Annotated in this window: 15 protein-coding genes; 6 read left to right on the top strand and 9 right to left on the bottom strand. The window is 62.0% G+C overall.

The window, feature by feature from the left end; genetic code table 11:
• The first annotated feature begins 8 nt into the window (after positions 1 to 8).
• Positions 9 to 1,553, top strand: a complete 1,545-nt coding sequence (locus tag P3T40_RS01645) for a rhomboid family intramembrane serine protease (protein WP_429265930.1) — start codon at positions 9 to 11, stop codon at positions 1,551 to 1,553.
• A gap of 137 nt (positions 1,554 to 1,690) precedes the next feature.
• Positions 1,691 to 3,532 carry an extracellular solute-binding protein gene (locus tag P3T40_RS01640; protein WP_429265929.1) on the top strand — a complete coding sequence of 614 codons (1,842 nt, stop codon included), beginning with the start codon at positions 1,691 to 1,693 and terminating at the stop codon, positions 3,530 to 3,532.
• Positions 3,533 to 3,588: 56 nt separating this feature from the next.
• Here P3T40_RS01640 and P3T40_RS01635 read toward each other — a convergent pair whose 3' ends face one another.
• Positions 3,589 to 4,404, bottom strand: coding sequence for a hypothetical protein (locus tag P3T40_RS01635; RefSeq protein ID WP_429265928.1), 816 nt, complete (start codon positions 4,402 to 4,404; stop codon positions 3,589 to 3,591).
• Positions 4,405 to 4,833: 429 nt separating this feature from the next.
• On the opposite strand from P3T40_RS01635, the gene P3T40_RS01630 reads away from it, so the two are divergent.
• Positions 4,834 to 5,832 carry a glycosyltransferase family 9 protein gene (locus tag P3T40_RS01630; RefSeq protein ID WP_429265927.1) on the top strand — a complete coding sequence of 333 codons (999 nt, stop codon included), beginning with the start codon at positions 4,834 to 4,836 and terminating at the stop codon, positions 5,830 to 5,832.
• Between the two features lie 61 nt (positions 5,833 to 5,893).
• Here the strand turns inward: P3T40_RS01630 and P3T40_RS01625 are convergent, their stop codons facing one another.
• The 7 genes from P3T40_RS01625 to P3T40_RS01595 form a co-directional block, all read right to left on the bottom strand.
• Positions 5,894 to 6,157 carry a hypothetical protein gene (locus P3T40_RS01625; protein WP_429265926.1) on the bottom strand — a complete coding sequence of 88 codons (264 nt, stop codon included), beginning with the start codon at positions 6,155 to 6,157 and terminating at the stop codon, positions 5,894 to 5,896.
• A gap of 118 nt (positions 6,158 to 6,275) precedes the next feature.
• Positions 6,276 to 7,832 (bottom strand): FAD-dependent oxidoreductase, encoded by a 1,557-nt coding sequence (locus tag P3T40_RS01620; RefSeq protein WP_429265925.1) that lies wholly within the window; start codon positions 7,830 to 7,832, stop codon positions 6,276 to 6,278.
• A gap of 133 nt (positions 7,833 to 7,965) precedes the next feature.
• Positions 7,966 to 8,346, bottom strand: a complete 381-nt coding sequence (locus P3T40_RS01615; protein WP_429265924.1) for a hypothetical protein — start codon at positions 8,344 to 8,346, stop codon at positions 7,966 to 7,968.
• 313 nt (positions 8,347 to 8,659) lie between these two features.
• Positions 8,660 to 8,815 carry a DUF3309 family protein gene (locus P3T40_RS01610; protein WP_429265923.1) on the bottom strand — a complete coding sequence of 52 codons (156 nt, stop codon included), beginning with the start codon at positions 8,813 to 8,815 and terminating at the stop codon, positions 8,660 to 8,662.
• 154 nt (positions 8,816 to 8,969) lie between these two features.
• The gene (locus tag P3T40_RS01605; RefSeq protein WP_429266121.1) at positions 8,970 to 10,442 is read right to left on the bottom strand and encodes an SH3 domain-containing protein; all 1,473 of its coding nucleotides are present in this window, start codon (positions 10,440 to 10,442) and stop codon (positions 8,970 to 8,972) included.
• A 218-nt stretch (positions 10,443 to 10,660) separates the two neighbouring features.
• A complete protein-coding gene (locus P3T40_RS01600; protein WP_429265922.1) occupies positions 10,661 to 11,104 on the bottom strand; it encodes a hypothetical protein in 444 nt (147 codons plus the stop codon).
• 240 nt (positions 11,105 to 11,344) lie between these two features.
• Positions 11,345 to 13,072, bottom strand: a complete 1,728-nt coding sequence (locus P3T40_RS01595; protein WP_429265921.1) for a methyl-accepting chemotaxis protein — start codon at positions 13,070 to 13,072, stop codon at positions 11,345 to 11,347.
• A gap of 494 nt (positions 13,073 to 13,566) precedes the next feature.
• On the opposite strand from P3T40_RS01595, the gene phaP reads away from it, so the two are divergent.
• From phaP to P3T40_RS01580, 3 genes are all read left to right on the top strand, one after another.
• Positions 13,567 to 13,989 (top strand): TIGR01841 family phasin, encoded by a 423-nt coding sequence (gene phaP, locus P3T40_RS01590; protein ID WP_429265920.1) that lies wholly within the window; start codon positions 13,567 to 13,569, stop codon positions 13,987 to 13,989.
• Positions 13,990 to 14,630: 641 nt separating this feature from the next.
• On the top strand, positions 14,631 to 15,080 hold the full coding sequence (locus P3T40_RS01585) for a DUF2844 domain-containing protein (protein WP_429266120.1): 450 nt from the start codon (positions 14,631 to 14,633) through the stop codon (positions 15,078 to 15,080).
• A gap of 10 nt (positions 15,081 to 15,090) precedes the next feature.
• Positions 15,091 to 16,359: a DUF3443 domain-containing protein gene (locus tag P3T40_RS01580; RefSeq protein ID WP_429265919.1), complete on the top strand. Its 1,269-nt coding sequence runs from the start codon at positions 15,091 to 15,093 to the stop codon at positions 16,357 to 16,359.
• 11 nt (positions 16,360 to 16,370) lie between these two features.
• Here P3T40_RS01580 and P3T40_RS01575 read toward each other — a convergent pair whose 3' ends face one another.
• The gene (locus P3T40_RS01575) at positions 16,371 to 18,779 is read right to left on the bottom strand and encodes a tetratricopeptide repeat protein (protein WP_429265918.1); all 2,409 of its coding nucleotides are present in this window, start codon (positions 18,777 to 18,779) and stop codon (positions 16,371 to 16,373) included.
• Positions 18,780 to 18,894 lie beyond the last annotated feature (115 nt).

The following is an 18,894-nucleotide window of genomic DNA, read 5'->3' as shown; positions in this document are numbered from 1 at the left end:
GGGAAGGGATGAATCGCGAAGAGCCGAATTGGGGATTCGACGCCGTCGAGGTTGCGAGCACGGCCGCAGCACCGCCCATCACCGAACGGTTTCAGATCGCTTACGGTTCGGGTATCCGTCAAGGTGGCGGCACTTGGCGCGCCAAGTCGTTCAAGAGCCACGGCGCGATCCTCTTTGCAGACGGCGAGGTGCGCATTCAGGCGCGCGCCAAACGGATTTTCGGTGCCGATGTCGAAACGGATATGCGCCTCGCTACCCGGGACATCTACAACGTTGTCGTGACGGCCACACTGATCCGCTTTGACGCTGTCGTTCAACCCGGTGCATTGCAAACCATCCTGATCCGGGCGAGCAGTCGATCCGATGCGCGCGCGATTGCTTCACAACTGCCCGTGGCGATGACCCCGGAGTTTGCCGCTGAATCGACACGGCTGGACCGTTTCCTCGACGGCATGGAATCGCGTACACCGCATGTCTGGGTGACGTGGGTGCTGGTCGCGCTAAACGTGCTCGTCTACGTGGCGATGGTAAGCAGCGGCAGTGGATTTCCCAAAACGAGTGGCCAGACGGCGCTCGCTTTCGGGTCCAATTTTGGCCCCGACACGCTCAATGGTGAATGGTGGCGGCTATTCGCCGCGATGTTCATTCACTTCAATCTGGTGCATATCACCTTCAACATGATTGTGCTCGTGCAGATGGGACGGATTGCCGAGCGCCTCTTCGGCAACGCCCGATTTGCCGCGCTGTATTTCTTTACCGGCTTGACCGCGAGTCTCACCAGCCTGTGCTGGCATCCTCTTCTCAACAGCGCCGGTGCATCGGGCGCGATCTTCGGCGTGTTGGGCGCGTTGCTGGCCTATGTGAGCCGGTATCGCTCCAGCATGCCGCGCACGATTCAGGCACAACGGTTTCGCTCTGCCGCGTTTATCGTCGTTTATAGCCTGTTTAATGGGCTGACCCATCAGGGCATCGACAATGCGGCGCATCTCGGCGGTCTGGTTTCGGGCTTCCTGATGGGATGGCTGCTCGCGCGGCCGATCGATCCTGTCGAATCGCGGCTCGATCCGCGGGACGCCGTCCTGCTATCGACGTCGCTTGCGGCGTTTGTGATCGCCGCGTTGTTCTTTCAGGCCGTGCGATCAAATTCGACGCCTGACGCCCGGCAAGAGCTGGCGTTTGCTGCTTTCGAACAACAAGAGGCGGTTGCAGAACAAAAGGCGATCAAGGACACAGGCGCGATGTTGCCAATGATTCATGATCCTAATCAGCGAGCTGCAATCGTGGCAAAGATACGCACCACGGTTTGGCCCGAATGGAATGCGCTCTACGAGGGGCTGAATAATACGGTGTTGCCGCAAGGCTCACGGCGTGCGCCGCTACGGGCTGCGCAACTGCGCTACTACGACGACTTGAGGCAAGCCTCGCTCGATCTGGCAGACGAAGGTATATCGCGCGAAGATACAAATCCGGTTGTGAATCAGAAGGTCAAGGCTCTGCTGGCGGATGCGAAGGTCCAGCGCGCGATGGTGGCAAAATTGGCTGCGCGGGGGTGACCCGGCGGTGTTGGATTCTCCGATGCGAGCATGCCACCCGCCTGCCAATCAAGTTCCAGGCATAGAGAAACGAAGCCCATGCCAATCAGGCATATCATGACGGACCCCGAACCCGCCTTCGCCCGTGGTCCGCACGCATGCCTTCACTGCTAACCGTACTCCACAGCACTGTGGTCGTGCTGACCCTATCCGCGATGACGGCCCATGCTGCGCCGTCGATCGCCCAATTCGGCGAGCCGCATTACCCCGCCAATTTCACACATTTCGACTATGCCAACCCGGACGCACCCGCCGACGGCACCTTGAACTTCGGCAACTACGGCGAACTGCAAAGCTACGATTCGCTGAATCCTTTCCTGCTGCGCGGCGCGCCGGCCCCGGACATCCTCAACCTGATGTTCGACACGCTGATGCAACGCAGTTGGGACGAGCTCGCTTCAGAATACCCGCTGATCGCCGACGACGTCGAAGTACAACCGGACCTCACTTCAGCGACCTTTCACATCAATCCCGCGGCGCGCTTTTCCAACGGTGACCGTATCACGGCAGCCGACGTCAAATATTCGTTCGATACACTCACGAGCCCGCAAGCCTCGCCGCTCTCTAACTCTGAGTTCTCGGTCATCAAAAGGGCAACCGTGATCGATCCGTCGACGATCCGTTTCGACTTTAAACGCCCGGAACGCGACGCGCCCTTGATCGCGGGCGATCTGCCGGTGTTCTCGCCGAAGTGGGGCAAAGAGCCCGACGGCAAGCGTCCACCATTCGACCAGATCGCGAATGTGCCGCCGATTGCGAGCGGTCCCTATCTGATCGAACGGCGCAAGAACGACAAAGACATTACGTACCGGCGCAATCCCGCCTATTGGGCCGCAAATCTGCCTTCGCGGCGCGGCATGTTTCGCTTCGAGCGCATCTCCTTTCAGCTCTTTCTCGACAACTTCGGACTGCTCGAAGCATTCAGGGCCGGCAATCTCGACGCCAACATCGAGGGCAGTGCCACGATATGGGCGCGCCGGTACGTAGGCACGAATTTTCGCAATGGAGTGCTGCAGAAAGGTACGTTTCCCAACAGGCCTGCGTATATGCGGGGCCTTCTCATGAATCTGCGCAGGCCGATGTTTCAGGACGTAAGGGTGCGCCACGCGCTCACACTCGCGTTCGACTATGACTGGATGAACCGGATGATGTTCTACGACCAGTACCGGCGGTCGAACAGCTATTTCGATCCGGATTCGTTTGGCGCCACCGGCATGCCTGGCGCGAAGGAGCTGGCGCTGCTCGAACCGTATCGGGCGAGCCTGCCGCCCGGAGTGTTCGGCCCGATGCTGAAACAACCGACGACGCTGCCGCCAGACTCGCTACGCGGCAATCTGCGCGAGGCGCGCGACCTGTTGGGCCAGGCGGGCTGGCACTACCGCGACGGTGCGTTACGTGACGCGAACGGTACGGCAATGAGCATCGAGGTGCTCGACGACCAACCCGGCATGGACCGCTTGCTGCTGCCGTATATGCAGGCGCTCAACACACTGGGCATCGAGGCGCATCTGCGCGAGGTCGACAGCGCGTTGTACCAGCAACGGCTCGACAGCTTCGACTTCGACATGACCACTGGCGGCTATCCACCAGTCACTGTGCCAGGCGTCGAACTGCTGCGCCGCTTCGGCAGTGCGGCCGCCTCGGAAGTGGGATCGGAAAACACGGTGGGTGTGCATTCCGAAGTGGTCGACGCGCTGATTCACGCCGCACTAACCGCGAATACGCTCGACGATCTCGAAGCGGCCACCCGGGCGTTGGACCGCGTCCTGGTCAATTCGTATTACCTGGTCCCGGAGTTCTACGCACCGAATTCGCGCATCGCCTACAAGGCGACGCTCGCGTATCCGTCCACCTTGCCGAAGTCCTATCATGATGCCGACTGGGTCATCGATTACTGGTACGTCAAGCCGCATACGGATGCAACGGCGGGCCACAGTTGACAGCGGCCACCGTTGATTTCGCAGCCGCTTCCAATACCGGCACGCGATAGCCCCGATTATCCAGACCGTTTAGCGTTGCCGTTGTAATAGGCTAAATCGTCGCTGGTCAGCAGTTTTTGCATGTAGGGGCCATGCCGCATCAATGGAACCGCCTGCAGGCATTCCTTTTTCCCCCGCAGCCGATCTGCCGGCGTGAGATCCGGGTGTGTTGTGGCGGTTGGCGCGTCTTCGGCGCTAGGCCAATGTTGACAGAAGAGGCTAAGCGGCTCGCACGCATGCCGAAAGCGAGGATGGACCGGCTCGCGCTCGGGCATGTTGACGATGCCTTTCGTCCCGAAGCGATCGACCACCGCGGCATACAGGACTTTCTCCAGAAAATCGTCGTCTTTCACGCGTATACCGGACAGCATCTCCAGAAACTCGGGCGTGGCCTTAGCGATGAAAAACTGCGTGGAGAGCGACTTTTTCTCGCGAATGCCGTAGCTCGAACCGAACGGCCTGAGGACGCCTGCAAGCTTGGCGCGTAGCCGCCTTCCCAGCAATGGCGAGCGTTTCCACGCCGGCACGCAATCCGTGCTCCACGATGAAGCGGCGATGACCGCAGCGGGATTCTCCGCGAGCTGTTCCAGATATCGCTGGATGACCTGCTGGTTGAAGATCCAGGTGTCGGCTTCGAGATGAATCACATACTTCGCCTGGAAGCGGGCGACCGCTGCGTTGACGGATGCAACCAGCAGGTCGAGGGCGCCGGCGGTCAGCGGACGAGGTTCGCGTTTCACCAGTACGTCTTCAATATAGCGCGTATAGCCCGTATCGGAACAGGCGTGGACCACGGGCCATTTGTTGGCCCAATTCAGCTTGATGATCTCCATGGAGATGCGCGCGCAATCGATACGATTGAACGAGGTCAGGCACACGACGACTTGCATGGTTGAAGGGGCGGTCCGCCATCGGGTCAATTTGCTCGGCATAGTGCATGAAGCGCGGCCGGACGCGCTGTCACGACTCTTACCGAAAGTTTCAAGGCCGCGCCAGGAAAAAAGCCGGCGGGCGAGGGGGCGCATGAGGCAGAGTGGCTTGGGCGCTAGCGCTGCGGCACGCGCCATGCCCGGCTCGACGGGCCGTTCGGGATGCCGCGAAGAAATGCTTCGAAATCAATCCGGCCAGCTTGCCAGGCAATCTGTAAGCGCGGGTCGCTCGCGCCCGTCTGAAAACAGAAATATGCGGCAAGACTTCGAAATCCGTAATCTATCGATTGTGTGGCAACATGCGATCGAATCGACTTCGGCTGGATTGAATGTATGGCGAATGATCAGGCGCAACAGGCGAATCGCACCGATTCGTTCGGGGGCGAATTACCTGACGTTCACCTCAGCCCACGGAGCGCCGCATTCATCATGTCGCCCGCCTTGGGCGATACCCTGAATCTGCTGATCGTTGCGCACAATCTCTCGCTCGCGGGCTGGCGAGTGGACGTGTTCGGCGCTCACGCCCACGCCCTTGCCGACTGGTTTCCCCATCTGCGTATTGCGCCCGCACTGGCGCCGGACGACGCGCGCGGCGTGTTGACGAGCTATCCGTATGTCATCCAGATGCATCGGGATCGACCGCTCGCGCAAGTCGGCGACTGGCATGCCGGTTTTATCGACCTCCATGACGTGGAGTACGCAAAGAATCCCCACTGCATGGCAAAGCGCTTCGCCGACTTTGCTGCGGCGCGATTCGAGCTTTACGACGCCGTGGTATCGAACGGTATGCGTCCTCCCGCCGGCTTGCGGTTTCGCAAGCATGCTTCGCGCGTGGCGATCCACCCCGAGGCCAGTACACCCGACAAACGCTGGCTGCCGGAGCGTTTTCTCGAACTGTCCCTCCGTCTGCAAGCAAGCGGTCTGCAAGTTGAATTCGTGGTGGAAGCGCGCGAGCGTTCCCGCTGGGAGAAACTGTCCGGCGAGCTGCCGCCGCTGCGTTCATTCGCGTCATCGGCGCTGCTGGCGCAATGGCTTTACGAATCCGGCTGGTTTATTGGTAACGATTCGGGCGTAGGACACCTGGCGTCGTCGCTCGGCATCCCCACGTTGACACTGTTTCGCCGGCGCGGTGTTGCAGAGCGTTGGCGTCCTGGCTTCACGACTGGGGACATTGTTTTGCCGTCATGGTGGGTGCCGACGGCGGGTTTCAAGGAGCGCTGGTGGCGCGAGAGCATTACGGTCGCACGCGTCATGAGCGCGTTTGGCGGGCTGCGTTCGCGTGTGACAGGGCAATCGGCGCAGATTGGCTCGGCCGAGATGTTGGAGCGCTAAAGGCGAAGCTCGAAGGGTACCGGGTAAATCGCCTGCGGCTCGCAGAGGATCCGCGCGGAAGCTAACGCCGGCTGCGTGTCGCGGCACGCGGGAGGGTTTCCTTCGGCGTGGATTCCGAGCCTGATGCTACAGCGAGTTCAAGCGTGCCTAGCAACTGCTCCAGCCGGTTGATTCGTTCTCGCTGTGACGGCACGATGGGAATCTTACGCAATGAATTGAGCCGGCCGCGCCAATAACCAAGCGGCGGGACGGTGCTCTTTGGCGAGAGGTGCGCGAAGACGTATTCGAGGTGCTGGAGTTCTTGTTCCACGTCATGGTGATTCATTGCTTCTCCCGTGGTGGTTTGTTATTCGATTGGGCGCAGTGCGTCCCCCGTGCGTTATTACTTTTCACCTGGCGCTAATTTGGCGCTTATCTACCGCTCATCTGCCGCTGTCCGGTTCTTACTTTGCGCTCGCGGCTTCCTGTTCGCTGGCTAGTCGCAGCGCTTCCGAAGGCGACAGCCCCGTCTGCATCGATTCGACCAACCGCGCGGCCGCGACTCCGCGCTCGCAGGCCAATGCGGCAACCACTACCCCGGCTTTCACGTACAGGGCGAGAAAGCGGTATTGCTCGAGGTCGCCGTCGATCACGATGTCGTCCCAGCCGCTGGCGTAGCCAAGGTATTCGAAGGTTTTCCCGTAGTGATAGGTCCAGAAATACGGCACGCCCGTGTAGCGGTTGCGTGCGCCGCACATGTTCTGTGCTGCGACGAACGCGTGCTGCTGCGCAAGGCGCCAATGTTCGATACGCACGGGCTCCTGGTCCTCGTATAACGGAAAGGCTGCGATATCGCCGGCAGCGTAGAGCCCCGGCGCCGCCTGCATGCCCGCGTTGACGAGCACCCCGCCATCCTTCTGCAGGGGCAATCCTTCGATAAAGCCCGTGGCCGGGGAGACGCCCGTGCCAACGAGCACGACATCCGCGGGGAGGCGTTCGCCGCTCTCGAGCACGACTTCACGCACATGCGTGTCGCCGGCAAACTCGGCGAGCTTCTCGTTCAATTTAAAGGTGACACCATTGCTTTCGTGCAGACGCTGGAACAGGGCGCCGATGCGTGCCCCGAACTGACGTTCGAACGGCACGTGTGCGGACGAGGCCACGGTAATCTGAACACCGCGTTCGTGTAGCGCAGACGCGACTTCCAGCCCAATAAAGCTGCTGCCGACGATGACCACCCGCTGCGCGCTTTCCAATCCGCTACACAAGGCAACGGCATCGTGCAGGGTGCGCAGCAGATACACGGACTTGAGATCGCGGCCCGGCAGGGGAGGGAGCGTAGGTTTGCTTCCCGACGCCAGCAGCGCGGCGTCATAACCGAGCGTTCGTCCGTCGTCGAAGCGAATCTGGCGTTTCGGCACATCTAAACTGACGATCGTGCCTTGGACGCGTTCTATATGCTCCTGCTCTAGCCAGTGCGGAGGCAATAGCGGTGGCACGGCGTCGGGAGCCATTTCTCCCGACGGGACAAATTTGCTCAGCGCGGTTCGATCATACGGTTCCTGGGATTCCTCTCCGATGAGGGTGACGTGGCCGGTAAAGCCATTCGCGCGCAGTGCGGCACAGGCCGCCGCGCCGGAGGCACCCGCGCCGATCACGACAAATTTGGGCGTATCGTTCGACGCCGCGGCCTTGGGCCCTTCGATCTTTTCCGGCGTCACCATCACTTCGCCGTCACGCACCTCGACGGGATAACGGTCGAGGCTCATCAGGGCGGGCGGTTCAAGGACTTCGCCGGTCGTGGCGTCAAAAGTGCCTTTGTGCCACGGGCAGATGATATGGCCATTGCAGAGCGCCCCCTCCTCGAGCGGGCCGCCGGCATGCGGGCAGTCCGCGCTGTACGCGTGCACCGTGTCGCCATTGCGGACGAGCAGGATCTTCTCGCCGTCAACCTCGACACGCGTCGCATGATCTTCGGGTAATTGCGCCAACTGGATGACGTGCCGGGCAACTGCTGACATGGGGGGTCTCCGCGGTTAGGACAGGTGAACCATACAGCTGTAAATATTCCAACGCAGCGCGGTAAGTAAAGGAGCGGCGGCGCTGACGCCACCGCTCCATCCACCTCTCGCAACCGCGGACATCGCCAACATGTTACTGACCGTTCTGCATCGTGCCGTTCGGCGCCATCTGGTTAGGCATCTGGTTAGGCATGTTGTTGGTGTTCGAGCGGTTCATCGTGGCCGAATTGGGTGTCGAGCCCGTACCTGTGCCCATCCCACCGCCCGTGGCCGTGGTGCCGGGCGAGCCATAACCGCTCGAATCGCCCGAGCGATTCATGCCGCCAGTGCCGCCGACGCCCGGTGACACCGTCCCCGCTGCCCCGCCAGCATTGCCGCCACCGGCACCGATACCGCCGCCGTTGCCGCCTGCGCCGCCCGCGCCTCCACCCGCGCCACCGGCTTGGGCGTAGACACCGCCAGACAGTGCCATTACGAGCGCAGAAGCCAGGATTTTCTTCGTAGTGCTGTTCATTTTCCGATCCTCCAGAAGTAAGGTCTTTGATGCAAACGGATGTCCGTCTGCTCACTTATTCCGGCCGCAAGCAGCGTGCCTCACGACGGCGTGCCCCGCCGCCAAACTGTGTCGGCAGACGGGTGGCGTCACATGTCGCAGAGATGACGGACCGGCGGACGAACTGGCGTGTGGCTGGTGCGGGCTGAACGCCGGGTGCTGGCGGGACGGGGAGGGCGAGGCGGCAAAAGGTTAAACAGACCGCCAGTTTTACAAAACATACAGTCAAACTGGCGGGTCCGCGTTCCGCGATCTTTGATGATGCGGACTCAGCTTATATCTGTCCCATGACGACGAGGACGATCACTACGATGACGACAATACCGATGGTGCCCGTCGGCGCGTAGCCCCAGGCACGGCTGTGTGGCCATGCAGGAAAGGCGCCGATAAGTAGCAGGATCAGGACGATCAGAAGAATGGTTCCCAACATAAACGCCTCCGAGTAGGTGTGATTGATAGTCACAGGGGCCGGAGCCCCTCGCTTGGAGACGTATGCTGCAATTCGCATGCCCGCTGGGCTGCCGGCGTGGTCAGGCAGTCCGATAAGCCGCTGCGAGCCTCCCGCGGACGCTACAGCCGGGCGCTCAGCCGGCGGGATTGTCGTCGTCGGATTGAACTGGTGTGCCTTCAGTCGGCGCGCCAATGATGCTGATCTGGAAAATGGGCGTTCCCGCGAGCGACTGCAGACTCGGGTCTTCGGGGATATGCGCGAGCAGCGGGAAAATCACCGAGCCGCCGATCACCGCGCGCCGGCTGTTGTCGGCCGGGCGCAAGCCCCACACGTCCTGATAGACCAGCGGCACGACCTGATGATCGCGCGTGGTGTTGCCTAGATACAGCATCACGTGGCCGCCGATATAGATCAGGGTTCGCATCGGCACGCCGTGTTTTGTGAGGTAATCGAGGCGCTCGTCCGGCGTCGCGGCAGACAGGTCGGTCATGCGACCGGCGCTCATCTGGGTCGACGAATGACGCGGCAGCCATACGCCGAATGTAGCGAAGATGCTTTGCGTTTCGGATGAACAGTCGTTATAGAAGCCGGTATTGCCCCAACCATAGGGGCGTCCGATCAGGGCCTTGAGCAGCATGGCCAGATGACGCGGGGTAGCGGCGAGCGGCGCATTGGCGATTTGCGTGTCGCCGAGTTGCGCGATGCGGGCAACCGCATTGCCATTTTCGTCGCGGGCGGGGACCATCACGACGCGCTGGGCCGCACTATCTCCAGGCGCGACCGGCAGCAAGGTGCCCGCAGGCGCATCGAAACGGAATGCGCCCTGGCTGTCGCGCACGGGCGCCGAGGCGACGATCACTGCGGCGAGTCCATTGCGCGCCGCGCTGCGCCAGATGTCGACGAACGCGGTGCTCACCAGCGCAACCTTGTCGCTGCGTACCCAGCCTTGTACGTCGGGCGTCTGCACGTAGTACCAGCCGCCGTCGACGCTGCTGCCCAGCACATAGAGCGGCGTGCCGGGGCGGGCTGCGGAGACCTGCAGGTTGTCGAACGGATAGCCCTGGCCGGCGAGGCGCCGGTCGTAGAACGACGGGTCCATGGTCGGCAGTTCGCGGATCAGTACGTTGTCCGTTGCAATGGCGCGGTGCGCGGCGGAATAGCCGGGAGGGCGCTCGAACTGGCCGACGTCCATGTTCTGCGCGATGGCATCGATCCATGCCTGTGTGTGGGGCCGGAAATTCTGGCCATAGCCGATCTCGTCGGCGGACTTGCCGGTGTTGTCGAACCAGGACAGACGGCGGCGCTGCAGCGCGGCGATATCGGCGCCGCCATCGCCGTACACACGCGTCTCGACGTAGGCGCGGTTCCACGGCGAAGCATCGTCCGCGCCGGTGCCGAAGTAGCGCGCACGCAGCGCTTCAATATGGGTGTGCTGGTCTGCGGCGCTCAGAAACGGCTGGTCGTAGCCCGCGCCGGCCGGGTCGATCCAGTGATCGACGTTCTGGTCGTAGGCGTCCATCGGGAACACGCTGACCGGATCGATGCGCGTCTGCTGCGCAGGCGACGAGGGTGACGATGGCGGCGTGGCGCATGCTGCAAGCGCGATGCATAGTGCGGCGGTGGAAAGACGCGGTAAGACGCTGATGCGAGCGCGCCAGGAAAGCGGCTGGCCGGGTCGGCGCAAAACGGGAAGAGCTTCGCTACGGGGTGACGCGGCAAACGGCATGGTGCTAGACGGTGGGTGGCCAAGGTGCAGATGATACGACGGTCCGCGTGCCGCCGGACAAACTGCACCTCGCGCGTCGAACGCCTCGAGCGCCTCGACTATTGTGGCTGAATCTGTGTCGCTGGCGTGTCGCCACCCGGCCGGTCACCGTGCGGTGCGCGGTTCGTGGCGGCAATATCTTCAGCAAGGCTCAGGCGCAGCGTCGCGATGGCTTGATCCGGGTTCGCCGGTTTCAGTTGCTCGCGTGCGAGCGAGTCATAAACGAAGTGCCGCAGCATCGGGTCCTGTGTCTTGTTCAACACGTCATGGTAGACCGCGATCATGTCGGCTTCGTGGCCGGTCATCGCGTACAGCCGGCGCAGTTGCTCGAGATCGTTGACGGCGGCAAAGCCGGGACCGTGGGGCGGCATAAAGTCGTCATGCGGGGGCTGGCCGTGGCCCTGCGGTGGTGAACGCGGCGGGCCGTCCTGCTGTGCGAATGCGGACGACGTTGCGGCGGCCAGAAGCGCGACCAATGCCGCGCCCAGAAGAGTCTTTTTCATGTTGTCGCTCCCATTGGGTCATGGTCGGCGCGACAGTACGCCGACCATGGCAACACGATAATCGGCACGGCGTTCTGCAGGGTTACGGAAGTCCTGAAAGTAACTTACACAACCTTGCAGAGACATGCGACGGGAGCGCGTGGTTCGTGTCGAAGAGAGACTTAAGGACCGGCCGCCCAGGATGCGACAAAACGGTTGCGGCCTCGAGCCTCAAGCACGCACCGCTACCGTCCGAACGCTTTAGAACGTTTCCCAACTCTCGGAGCCGGTCTCGGCCAACATAGCCGCAGCAGCGGGTTTTGCAGCAGCGGGTTTTGCCGCAGAGGCAGCGGCCGGCGCGCGTTTCAACGCGGGCCGCAACAGCGGAGCGCGTGCCTTGCCTGGAGCGGCGACGGTACGCGGCGCCGCTGCCGCCGACTTGCTCTCGGTGACCTTGAACACGGAGACCGCACGTTTTTGCTGCGCGGCCTGCTGTTCGAGCGATTGCGCCGCTGCCGACGCCTCTTCGACGAGCGCCGCGTTTTGCTGCGTGACTTCGTCCATCTGGCCCACTGCCTGATTCACCTGCTCGATGCCGCGGCTTTGCTCATCCGACGCGGCGGAGATTTCCGCGTTGATATCGGCCACTCGCTTGATAGCCTGCTGCACTTCCGCCATCGTACGGCCCACTTCTTCAGCTTGCGACGAGCCGTCGTGAATCGTGGCGACCGAGCTCTGAATCAGATCCTTGATTTCCTTCGCGGCGCTGGACGAACGCTGCGCGAGGCTGCGCACTTCACCGGCGACCACCGCAAAGCCACGGCCCTGTTCACCGGCGCGCGCCGCTTCGACGGCCGCATTCAGTGCGAGGATGTTGGTCTGGAACGCGATGCCCTCGATCAGCGTGGTGATGTCGGCAATCTTCGCCGAGCTGGCAGTGATATCGCCCATTGTGACCAGCATGCGTTCCACTACCGCATTGCCCTTGTCGGCCACGTCCGATGCATTGCCGGCCAGCGTGGTGGCCTGACGCGCATTTTCGGAGTTCTGTTTGACTGTAGCGGAGAGCTGTTCCATGCTGGCCGCCGTTTCTTCCAGCGAGGCGGCTTGCTCTTCGGTCCGCGAAGACAGGTCCATGTTGCCGGCGGCAATCTCGCTCGAGGCGACCATGATCGATTCGCTCGAAGTCTTGATGCCGCGGACGATGCCGGCAAGCTGCGTATCCATCTGCTTCAGCGCGCCGAGCAGATTGCCAAATTCGTCTTTCGAATGGATCGTGAGTTCGTTTTCCAGCTGTCCTTCGGCGATGCGTTGCGCGACCTCTACCGCCGAGCCGAGCGGGCTCATGATGGCCTTCAGCAAATAAGCGGAGGCGGCGATGGCGACGATGAGACCCAGCACGATCGCGCCGATCGCGATCCACAGCAACATGTGAAACGTATCTACGCCCTCATCGGCGAGTTGCTTGACCTGGGTGGCGTTAATGTCGATGTCCTGATCGATGGCGTCGGACAGTTTGGTGCCCACGCTCCGCATGTTCTCGGCGGCGGTGTCGGCGTTAGTAGGCGTGCCGCTGTCGACGGCCGCCAGCTCCGTGTCGGTCAGCGATTTGAAGTCGGCGAATTGCGCGGAAATCTGGTCGGCGAGTTTGCGCTCGTCGTCTGCGGAGACTTTACCTGGGTAGTAGTCGGTCCATGCTGTGTTGAGCTTTTTCTGCAGGTCGCGGATCTGCTCTGCGGCCTGTTTCGCTTCGTTCGGATCGTGGATGGCCTGCAGGCGGCTTAGCGAGAGGCGAATCTTCAGTGCGTAAGCCTGAGTAGCGGCGAGGTCTTCAATCGGCACCGTGCTGTCGGTGTACATCGAGTTCATGTCCGAGCTCAGGGTCGCGAGCCCACGAACGCCCATCAATCCAATACCGATCATCAAGACGATGCACGCGCCGAGCGCGAGAATGATCTTGAACTTGATTGTGTTCGTCAGCTTGTTCATGCGGATACCTGTACACGATGGGGGAAAAGCGATCTCTGCGGAGGGCGGGTGCGCGAGGATATTTCGTCGGACCAAAATCTCATGCTGCGCAGGGCATAGCTCGGTAAACGACCTGCGCAATGAGTTCTTGAGGTGCGGGTTGCAGATTTACATGAGCTTGTGTCGATACGGAGCGGTTTATTTCATTCGGGTTACGGCAGCCTGCAAAATGCAAGCCTGTCGGCACAAAGCTGGCGGCTGGCGGCGAGTTCTGTCCCTTAGCTGGCGCAATACGTGCAGAAGGCGCATGATTGGTCCGTGTGCTGGCATGGCGCCGCGGGCGCTCGGCAGGCAATGGCGAGATTGGCAGGACGCGGTTTCTTCGCAGTTCTGACGTCACTCCGGAGCAACAGCGAGTCACGGCACACGCGAGCCAATCGAGGTGCATTCATCGACCGCGTGTCATCAGCGGTGCAACGGTTGGCATAGACCCATCTGCCCCAGGAGGAATTAGCATGGAACGACCTGACGCCGCCAATCCATTTGGCGATTTCACCAAAATGCTGGAGCAGTTCAAGCTACCCGGCTTCGACGTGCCCGCCATCATGGAAGCGCGACGCAAGGACGTCGAGGCGCTGGTAACGGCTAATCAGGCTGCGCTGCAGGGCATGCAGTCGCTCGCGCAGAAGCAGGCCGAAATGCTGCGTTCGACTTTGGGCGAACTGCAGTCGCTGGCGGGGCAGTTTTCCGCCGCGGGTGGGGCGCCCTCCGCGCAAACGGCCGAACTGGTCCAACAGACCTTGCATAAAGCGTTGGCCGATATGCAACAGCTCGCGCAAGCCGCGTATCAGTCGCAGGCGGAGTCGTACGCTGTAATCGCCAAACGTGTCGAAGAGAACGTGCAAGAACTGAAAACACTACTGCAACCAAAGACGTAACAGATTTGCTGTAGTCGTGCGCGCGCGATTCGAACTCGAGTTCGACGCGCGCGGCTCGAACAGGATGCCGACGCTGACAGGAAATAATCCGTCAGCGTCGGCATTTTTCTTTCGCAGGCACGAACGCGTCAATGCGGCAGTCTCGACGATTCGTCGTCTTGCCGATCCGAAGCACAAAGCCGTCGCTGTTTCTTCAGACAAAATATAAAAGTTCGCATAACGAAAAGTCTGAAGAAAACGGACTGGTGTCGGCTATTTAGCGTCCATTTAATACCGTGCGAAAAATGTTCCGCAGCAGCCGTTTTTTTTGCTGCCGCGCTTCATTTTTCTGATGGTGTTCGCTTAAAACGAAAAAAAGCGACTAATCGACCCGTACGCACCGCCCGTACTGGCGTCGATCTATGCAGTCAAACAGCGAATGTCGTCGCTTCGTTTCATGCAGCGAGCCAAACGATTGCGAGGCGGTCCTTTCCGTCCCTAAAGTTTCGCGCTGCCACTCCGTAGACGCATTCACGCAGCCTCGGGAGGCGTGATTGCAGCACCGGTGCCCGCCGATCGAGGAGTGCGCCCCTAATTCAGCGTTCGCGTTTCGCTACGGGGACCGCGAGCGTTTTCACCTCGAAGGAATTCACTTGAAAACGATGCTTCATAAAGGCATTGCTTGCGCAATGCTAGGGGCAACCTGTGTCCTTTCCTTGCCCGCACAGGCCACCCTCGGCCAGAACGTCGGCACCGTTGGCAATGATCAGGTGCTCATGCATGCCAGTGCACATAGCGCGACTTCGCAAACTGCGTACACGGTTCATCTGCTGACGCTGCCCTCGGGCACGCTAGTGCGCGAGTATGTGGCGCCGGGCGGCACCGTGTTCGGCGTGGCCTGGGAAGGGCCGACGCTGCCGGATCTGAAGACCACACTCGGCTCAGCTTTCGATCAGTACGTGGCCGCCACAGCGACGCGCCGTGCCACGCCGCTCGCCGTATCGACCAGCGACCTGGTGGTGTTCTCGGGCGGCCATCTGCGCGCGTTCGCGGGCCACGCGTACTTGCCGCAGGCAGTCCCGGCGGGCGTCGATGTCAACGTCATTCAATAACGGAGCGATCATGCGCAATTCAGATTCGTTCCTTAAGCTAGCGATTGCCGCCATTCTGGCGTTGCTGCTCGCGGCATGCGGCGGTGGTGGGGGTGGTGGCAGTAGTGCGAGCAGCAGCGCGACGAACGCGGCGGCGCCGACACAGTCGGTCACCAATACGTCGTCGAGTACCCAGGTGCTGGCGGCCAACGCGGTAGCGGTGACGGTCGACTCGGGCGTAAGCGGCGTGCCGAACATGCCGTTCGTCAGCGTCACCGTGTGTACACCGGGCACGACGCAATGTCAGACCATCAATCACGTGCTGGTCGATACGGGATCCTGGGGACTGCGTGTTTTCGCCTCACAACTGCCTGCGTCGATGGCGCTGCCTCAGCAACAGGATGCGTCGGGCAACCTGCTCGCTGAATGCATGCAGTTCTTCGATGGTTATACGTGGGGCTCGGTACGGATCGCGGATGTACAGATTGGCGGCGAAAAAGCCGCCTCGCTGCCGATTCAGGTGATCGATCCGGGCTACAGCGCGGTACCGTCGAACTGCAGCAGTGTCGGCGCGCCGCGCAATACGCCCATCTCGCTGGCGGCCAACGGTATCCTCGGCATTGGCGTGTTCAAGCACGATTGCGGTGCCAACTGCGTACAGCAGGCGGTCCCGGCGACCTACTACGGGTGTGCAGGGACGAATTGCACGTCGCTCGCCGTCGCGGAAAATCTGCAGGTTGCCAATCCGATTCCCTACTTCACGAACGACAACAATGGGTCGATCCTGATGTTGCCTGCGGTCGGCTCGAACAGCGAGGCCACGCTAACGGGTGAACTTGTGTTCGGCATCGGCACGCAGAGCAATAACGGCCTGGGCAGTGCTCAGGTGATCGGAGTCAGTCCGTCGAACGGGACATTCTCGACGGTGCAAAACGGCACGACCTACACGAAGAGCATCATGGACAGCGGCTCGACCGGCCTGTTCTTCGAAACCAGCGCGCTGCCCACCTGTGCGGGTCCGAACAATGCCTATTACTGCCCGAGTTCGACCGAGCAGTTGAGCGCATTGATCGAAGGTGTGAATGGTGTCAACAGTGCGGTGTCATTCAATGTGGGCAACGCCACGGCGCTGTCACAGAGTTCCGGCGGCGATTCGGTGATGCCGTTGCTCGCCGGTCCTGCATTTGTGACGTCGACGATCTTCGACTGGGGTTTGCCGTTTTTCTACGGCCGCAATGTGTATGCGGCAGTCGAGCAGCAATCGACGCCGGGCGGCACGGGGCCTTATATCGCGTACTGATCGGCGCCTCGCTACGCACACCACTCACGCCACATCTTCCTATAGGCCGCTTCGACATTTCGGGCAAACCGCGCGCCGTCCATCAGCGGCGATTGCTCCATACGTGACCGCAGACCTTGTCGCAAGTTCGCGAGACGCGTCCGGTCCGTCGCCAGTTCAACGGCGATGCGCACGAACTCCTCGTCCGAGTACGCGGCCAGTTCGTCCAGTCGCAGATTGACGAGCTGACTCAGGCCGCCGCGTCCCACGGCGGTCGCGCCGACCCGCGTCACGACCGGCACGCCCATCCACAGCGAGTCGAGACTCGTCGTGTGGCCGTTATATGGAAACGTGTCGAGTCCGAGGTCGATCTGGTGATACGTGCGCAGGTAATCGGCACGCGGTTGGAACGGCACGAAATCAACGCGCTGCATGTCGATTCCTTGGCGCTCTATCCGCCGTGCGAGATTCTGGTGTGCATTGCCGGCCGGCGCCATCAGCAGCAGGCGTGCGTGCGGGACTTTGTGCAGCACGGCGCTCCACACGGCCAGAGTGCGGTTGGTCAGCTTGCACGGGTTGTTCAGGCAGCCGAACGTCAGGGTCTCCGCCGTCAGTGCCGGCAGTACATTCACGGCGGGTTCGGCCGTCAACGGGTCGTAACACCAGAACGAGTCGGGCAGACGCACCGAGCGTTCGGTGTAGTGGCTGTCGCTCGTGATCAGTTCGCGCCCGCCTGGCGCGTTGCGCTGACCTTTCACATCGACCGGATCCAGCGGATCGAGATTCGGATCGGTCAAGCGATAGTCGATCGCCTCGATCCCGGTGGTGCCGGGGTAAGCCAGCCACGCCACCTGCACCGGCGCCGGTTTGCGGGCAAACAGCAAAGGCCTGCCGTCGGCCATGTGCATGGCCAGGTCAACGAGAATATCGATGCCGTCCGCACGAATCTGCTGCGCGAGGCGCTCGTCGTCCAGTTCGCGGACGTCGCGCCACACGTCGGCATAACCGGCAACGCGGCGCGTCAGGTCGTCGGGCCGCTCGACGCTCGCATAGCAGAAGATCTCGAACTGCTCGTGATCGTGATGCGAGAAAAACGGCACCGTAAAGAGCGACTGGCAATGATCGCGGAAATCCGCCGCCACGTAGCCGATCCGCAAGCGCCGGTGCTGGCTGCGGTCGTTCGTATGCGGCTGGCGCGCAGCGCGCAGCGGCGTTTCGTGCTGAGCAGACCAGCGACGGCATTCCTCGAGGACCGCCTCGCCGTGCTCGGCCTGAAACGTCAGCGCATACGCAAGGTTGCTGTGCGCGACCACGTTGTCCGGATCCGACTTGATTGCGCGGCGATAGTGGACGATGCCTTCGTCGAGCGCACCGCAGTCTTTCAGCACGTTGCCGAGGTTGTTGTGCGACGCCGAGTGGTCCGGATCGACTGCGAGCGCGGCTTCGAACAGCGCTTCCGCGTCGGCCGTCCGGCGCAGGGTGCGCATCAGATTGCCCGCGTTGTTATAGGCCGCCACGAAGCCCGGCCGTGCACGGATCGCGGCGTCGAACGCTTGCGAGGCGGCCTTGTATTCGCCTAGTTCCTTGCTGACGTTGCCGAGGTTGTTGTGCGCATCGGCATGCAACGGATCGAGCGCAACCGCGTTGCGGTACTGCGCCTGCGCGTCCCGGCGGCGGCCGAGCGCATGCAGCGCGTTGCCGAGGTTGTACGCGGCTTCGGGAAAGTGCGGGTCGAGTTCGAGCGTGCGGGTGAGCAGGACCGCCGCGTCGTCGAACTGGCGACGCGCGTACCGCGCCACGCCGAGGTTGAGCAGGCACGTGGGGGAGTCCGGCGCGCTGCGCAGCGCCTCGATGAGCAGTTCGATCGCGGCGTCGATCTGGCCGCTCTCCTGCAGCAGTGTGCCGAGGTTCGTCAAGGCGCTCGCATGGTTCGGCTGCACGGCAAGGGCGCGGCGATACGCGTCTTGCGCCTGCTCAGGCGCGCCGAGCTGACGGTGACAGTTGCCCAGATTGTTCAGCGCATCGACCTGTGCCGGATCGAGCGCAGCGGCCGACTCATACGCCGCTACCGCCCCGCGTGCGTCGCCGCTCGACTGCAACGCGCTGGCAAGCGCGAACCACAGGTCCGAGGACGTCGCGTCGAAGGCGAGCAGGGCGCGGTATGTGTCGATGGCGTCGTCGAAACGCCCCGCGGCCGAAAGCACCTGGCCGCGCGCGAACTGATAGCGGGATTCGCGGGGCGCCAGCGCGATTGCACGGTCGAGCCAGGCGAGCGCGTCGCCGTAGGCGGCGCATTGCAGTCCGAGCACGCCAAGGCGGAACATGACGTCGGCATTGGCCGGATCGTCAGCGAGGACGGTTTCGTAGAGCGTTCGGGCGCTCGCGAGGTCGCCCGCGAGGTGACGTTCTTTTGCCAACGCCAGACACTGGTCGGTCCGCATCGAGGTCCTGCCTTGATCCGAAAGGGTAGCGATCTATGCGGAGCCAGCCGGGCGGGCACGCCGGGGCAGCGGCTGTCCGCGCGAACGAGCAGGATAGCGGCCGTTTCACTACCAA

This window comes from Paraburkholderia sp. EB58 (assembly GCF_050436665.1).
Lineage (GTDB): Bacteria > Pseudomonadota > Gammaproteobacteria > Burkholderiales > Burkholderiaceae > Paraburkholderia.
The sequence above is the reverse complement of the archived record's forward strand: the minus strand, read 5'-3'. Positions and strand labels throughout refer to the sequence as shown.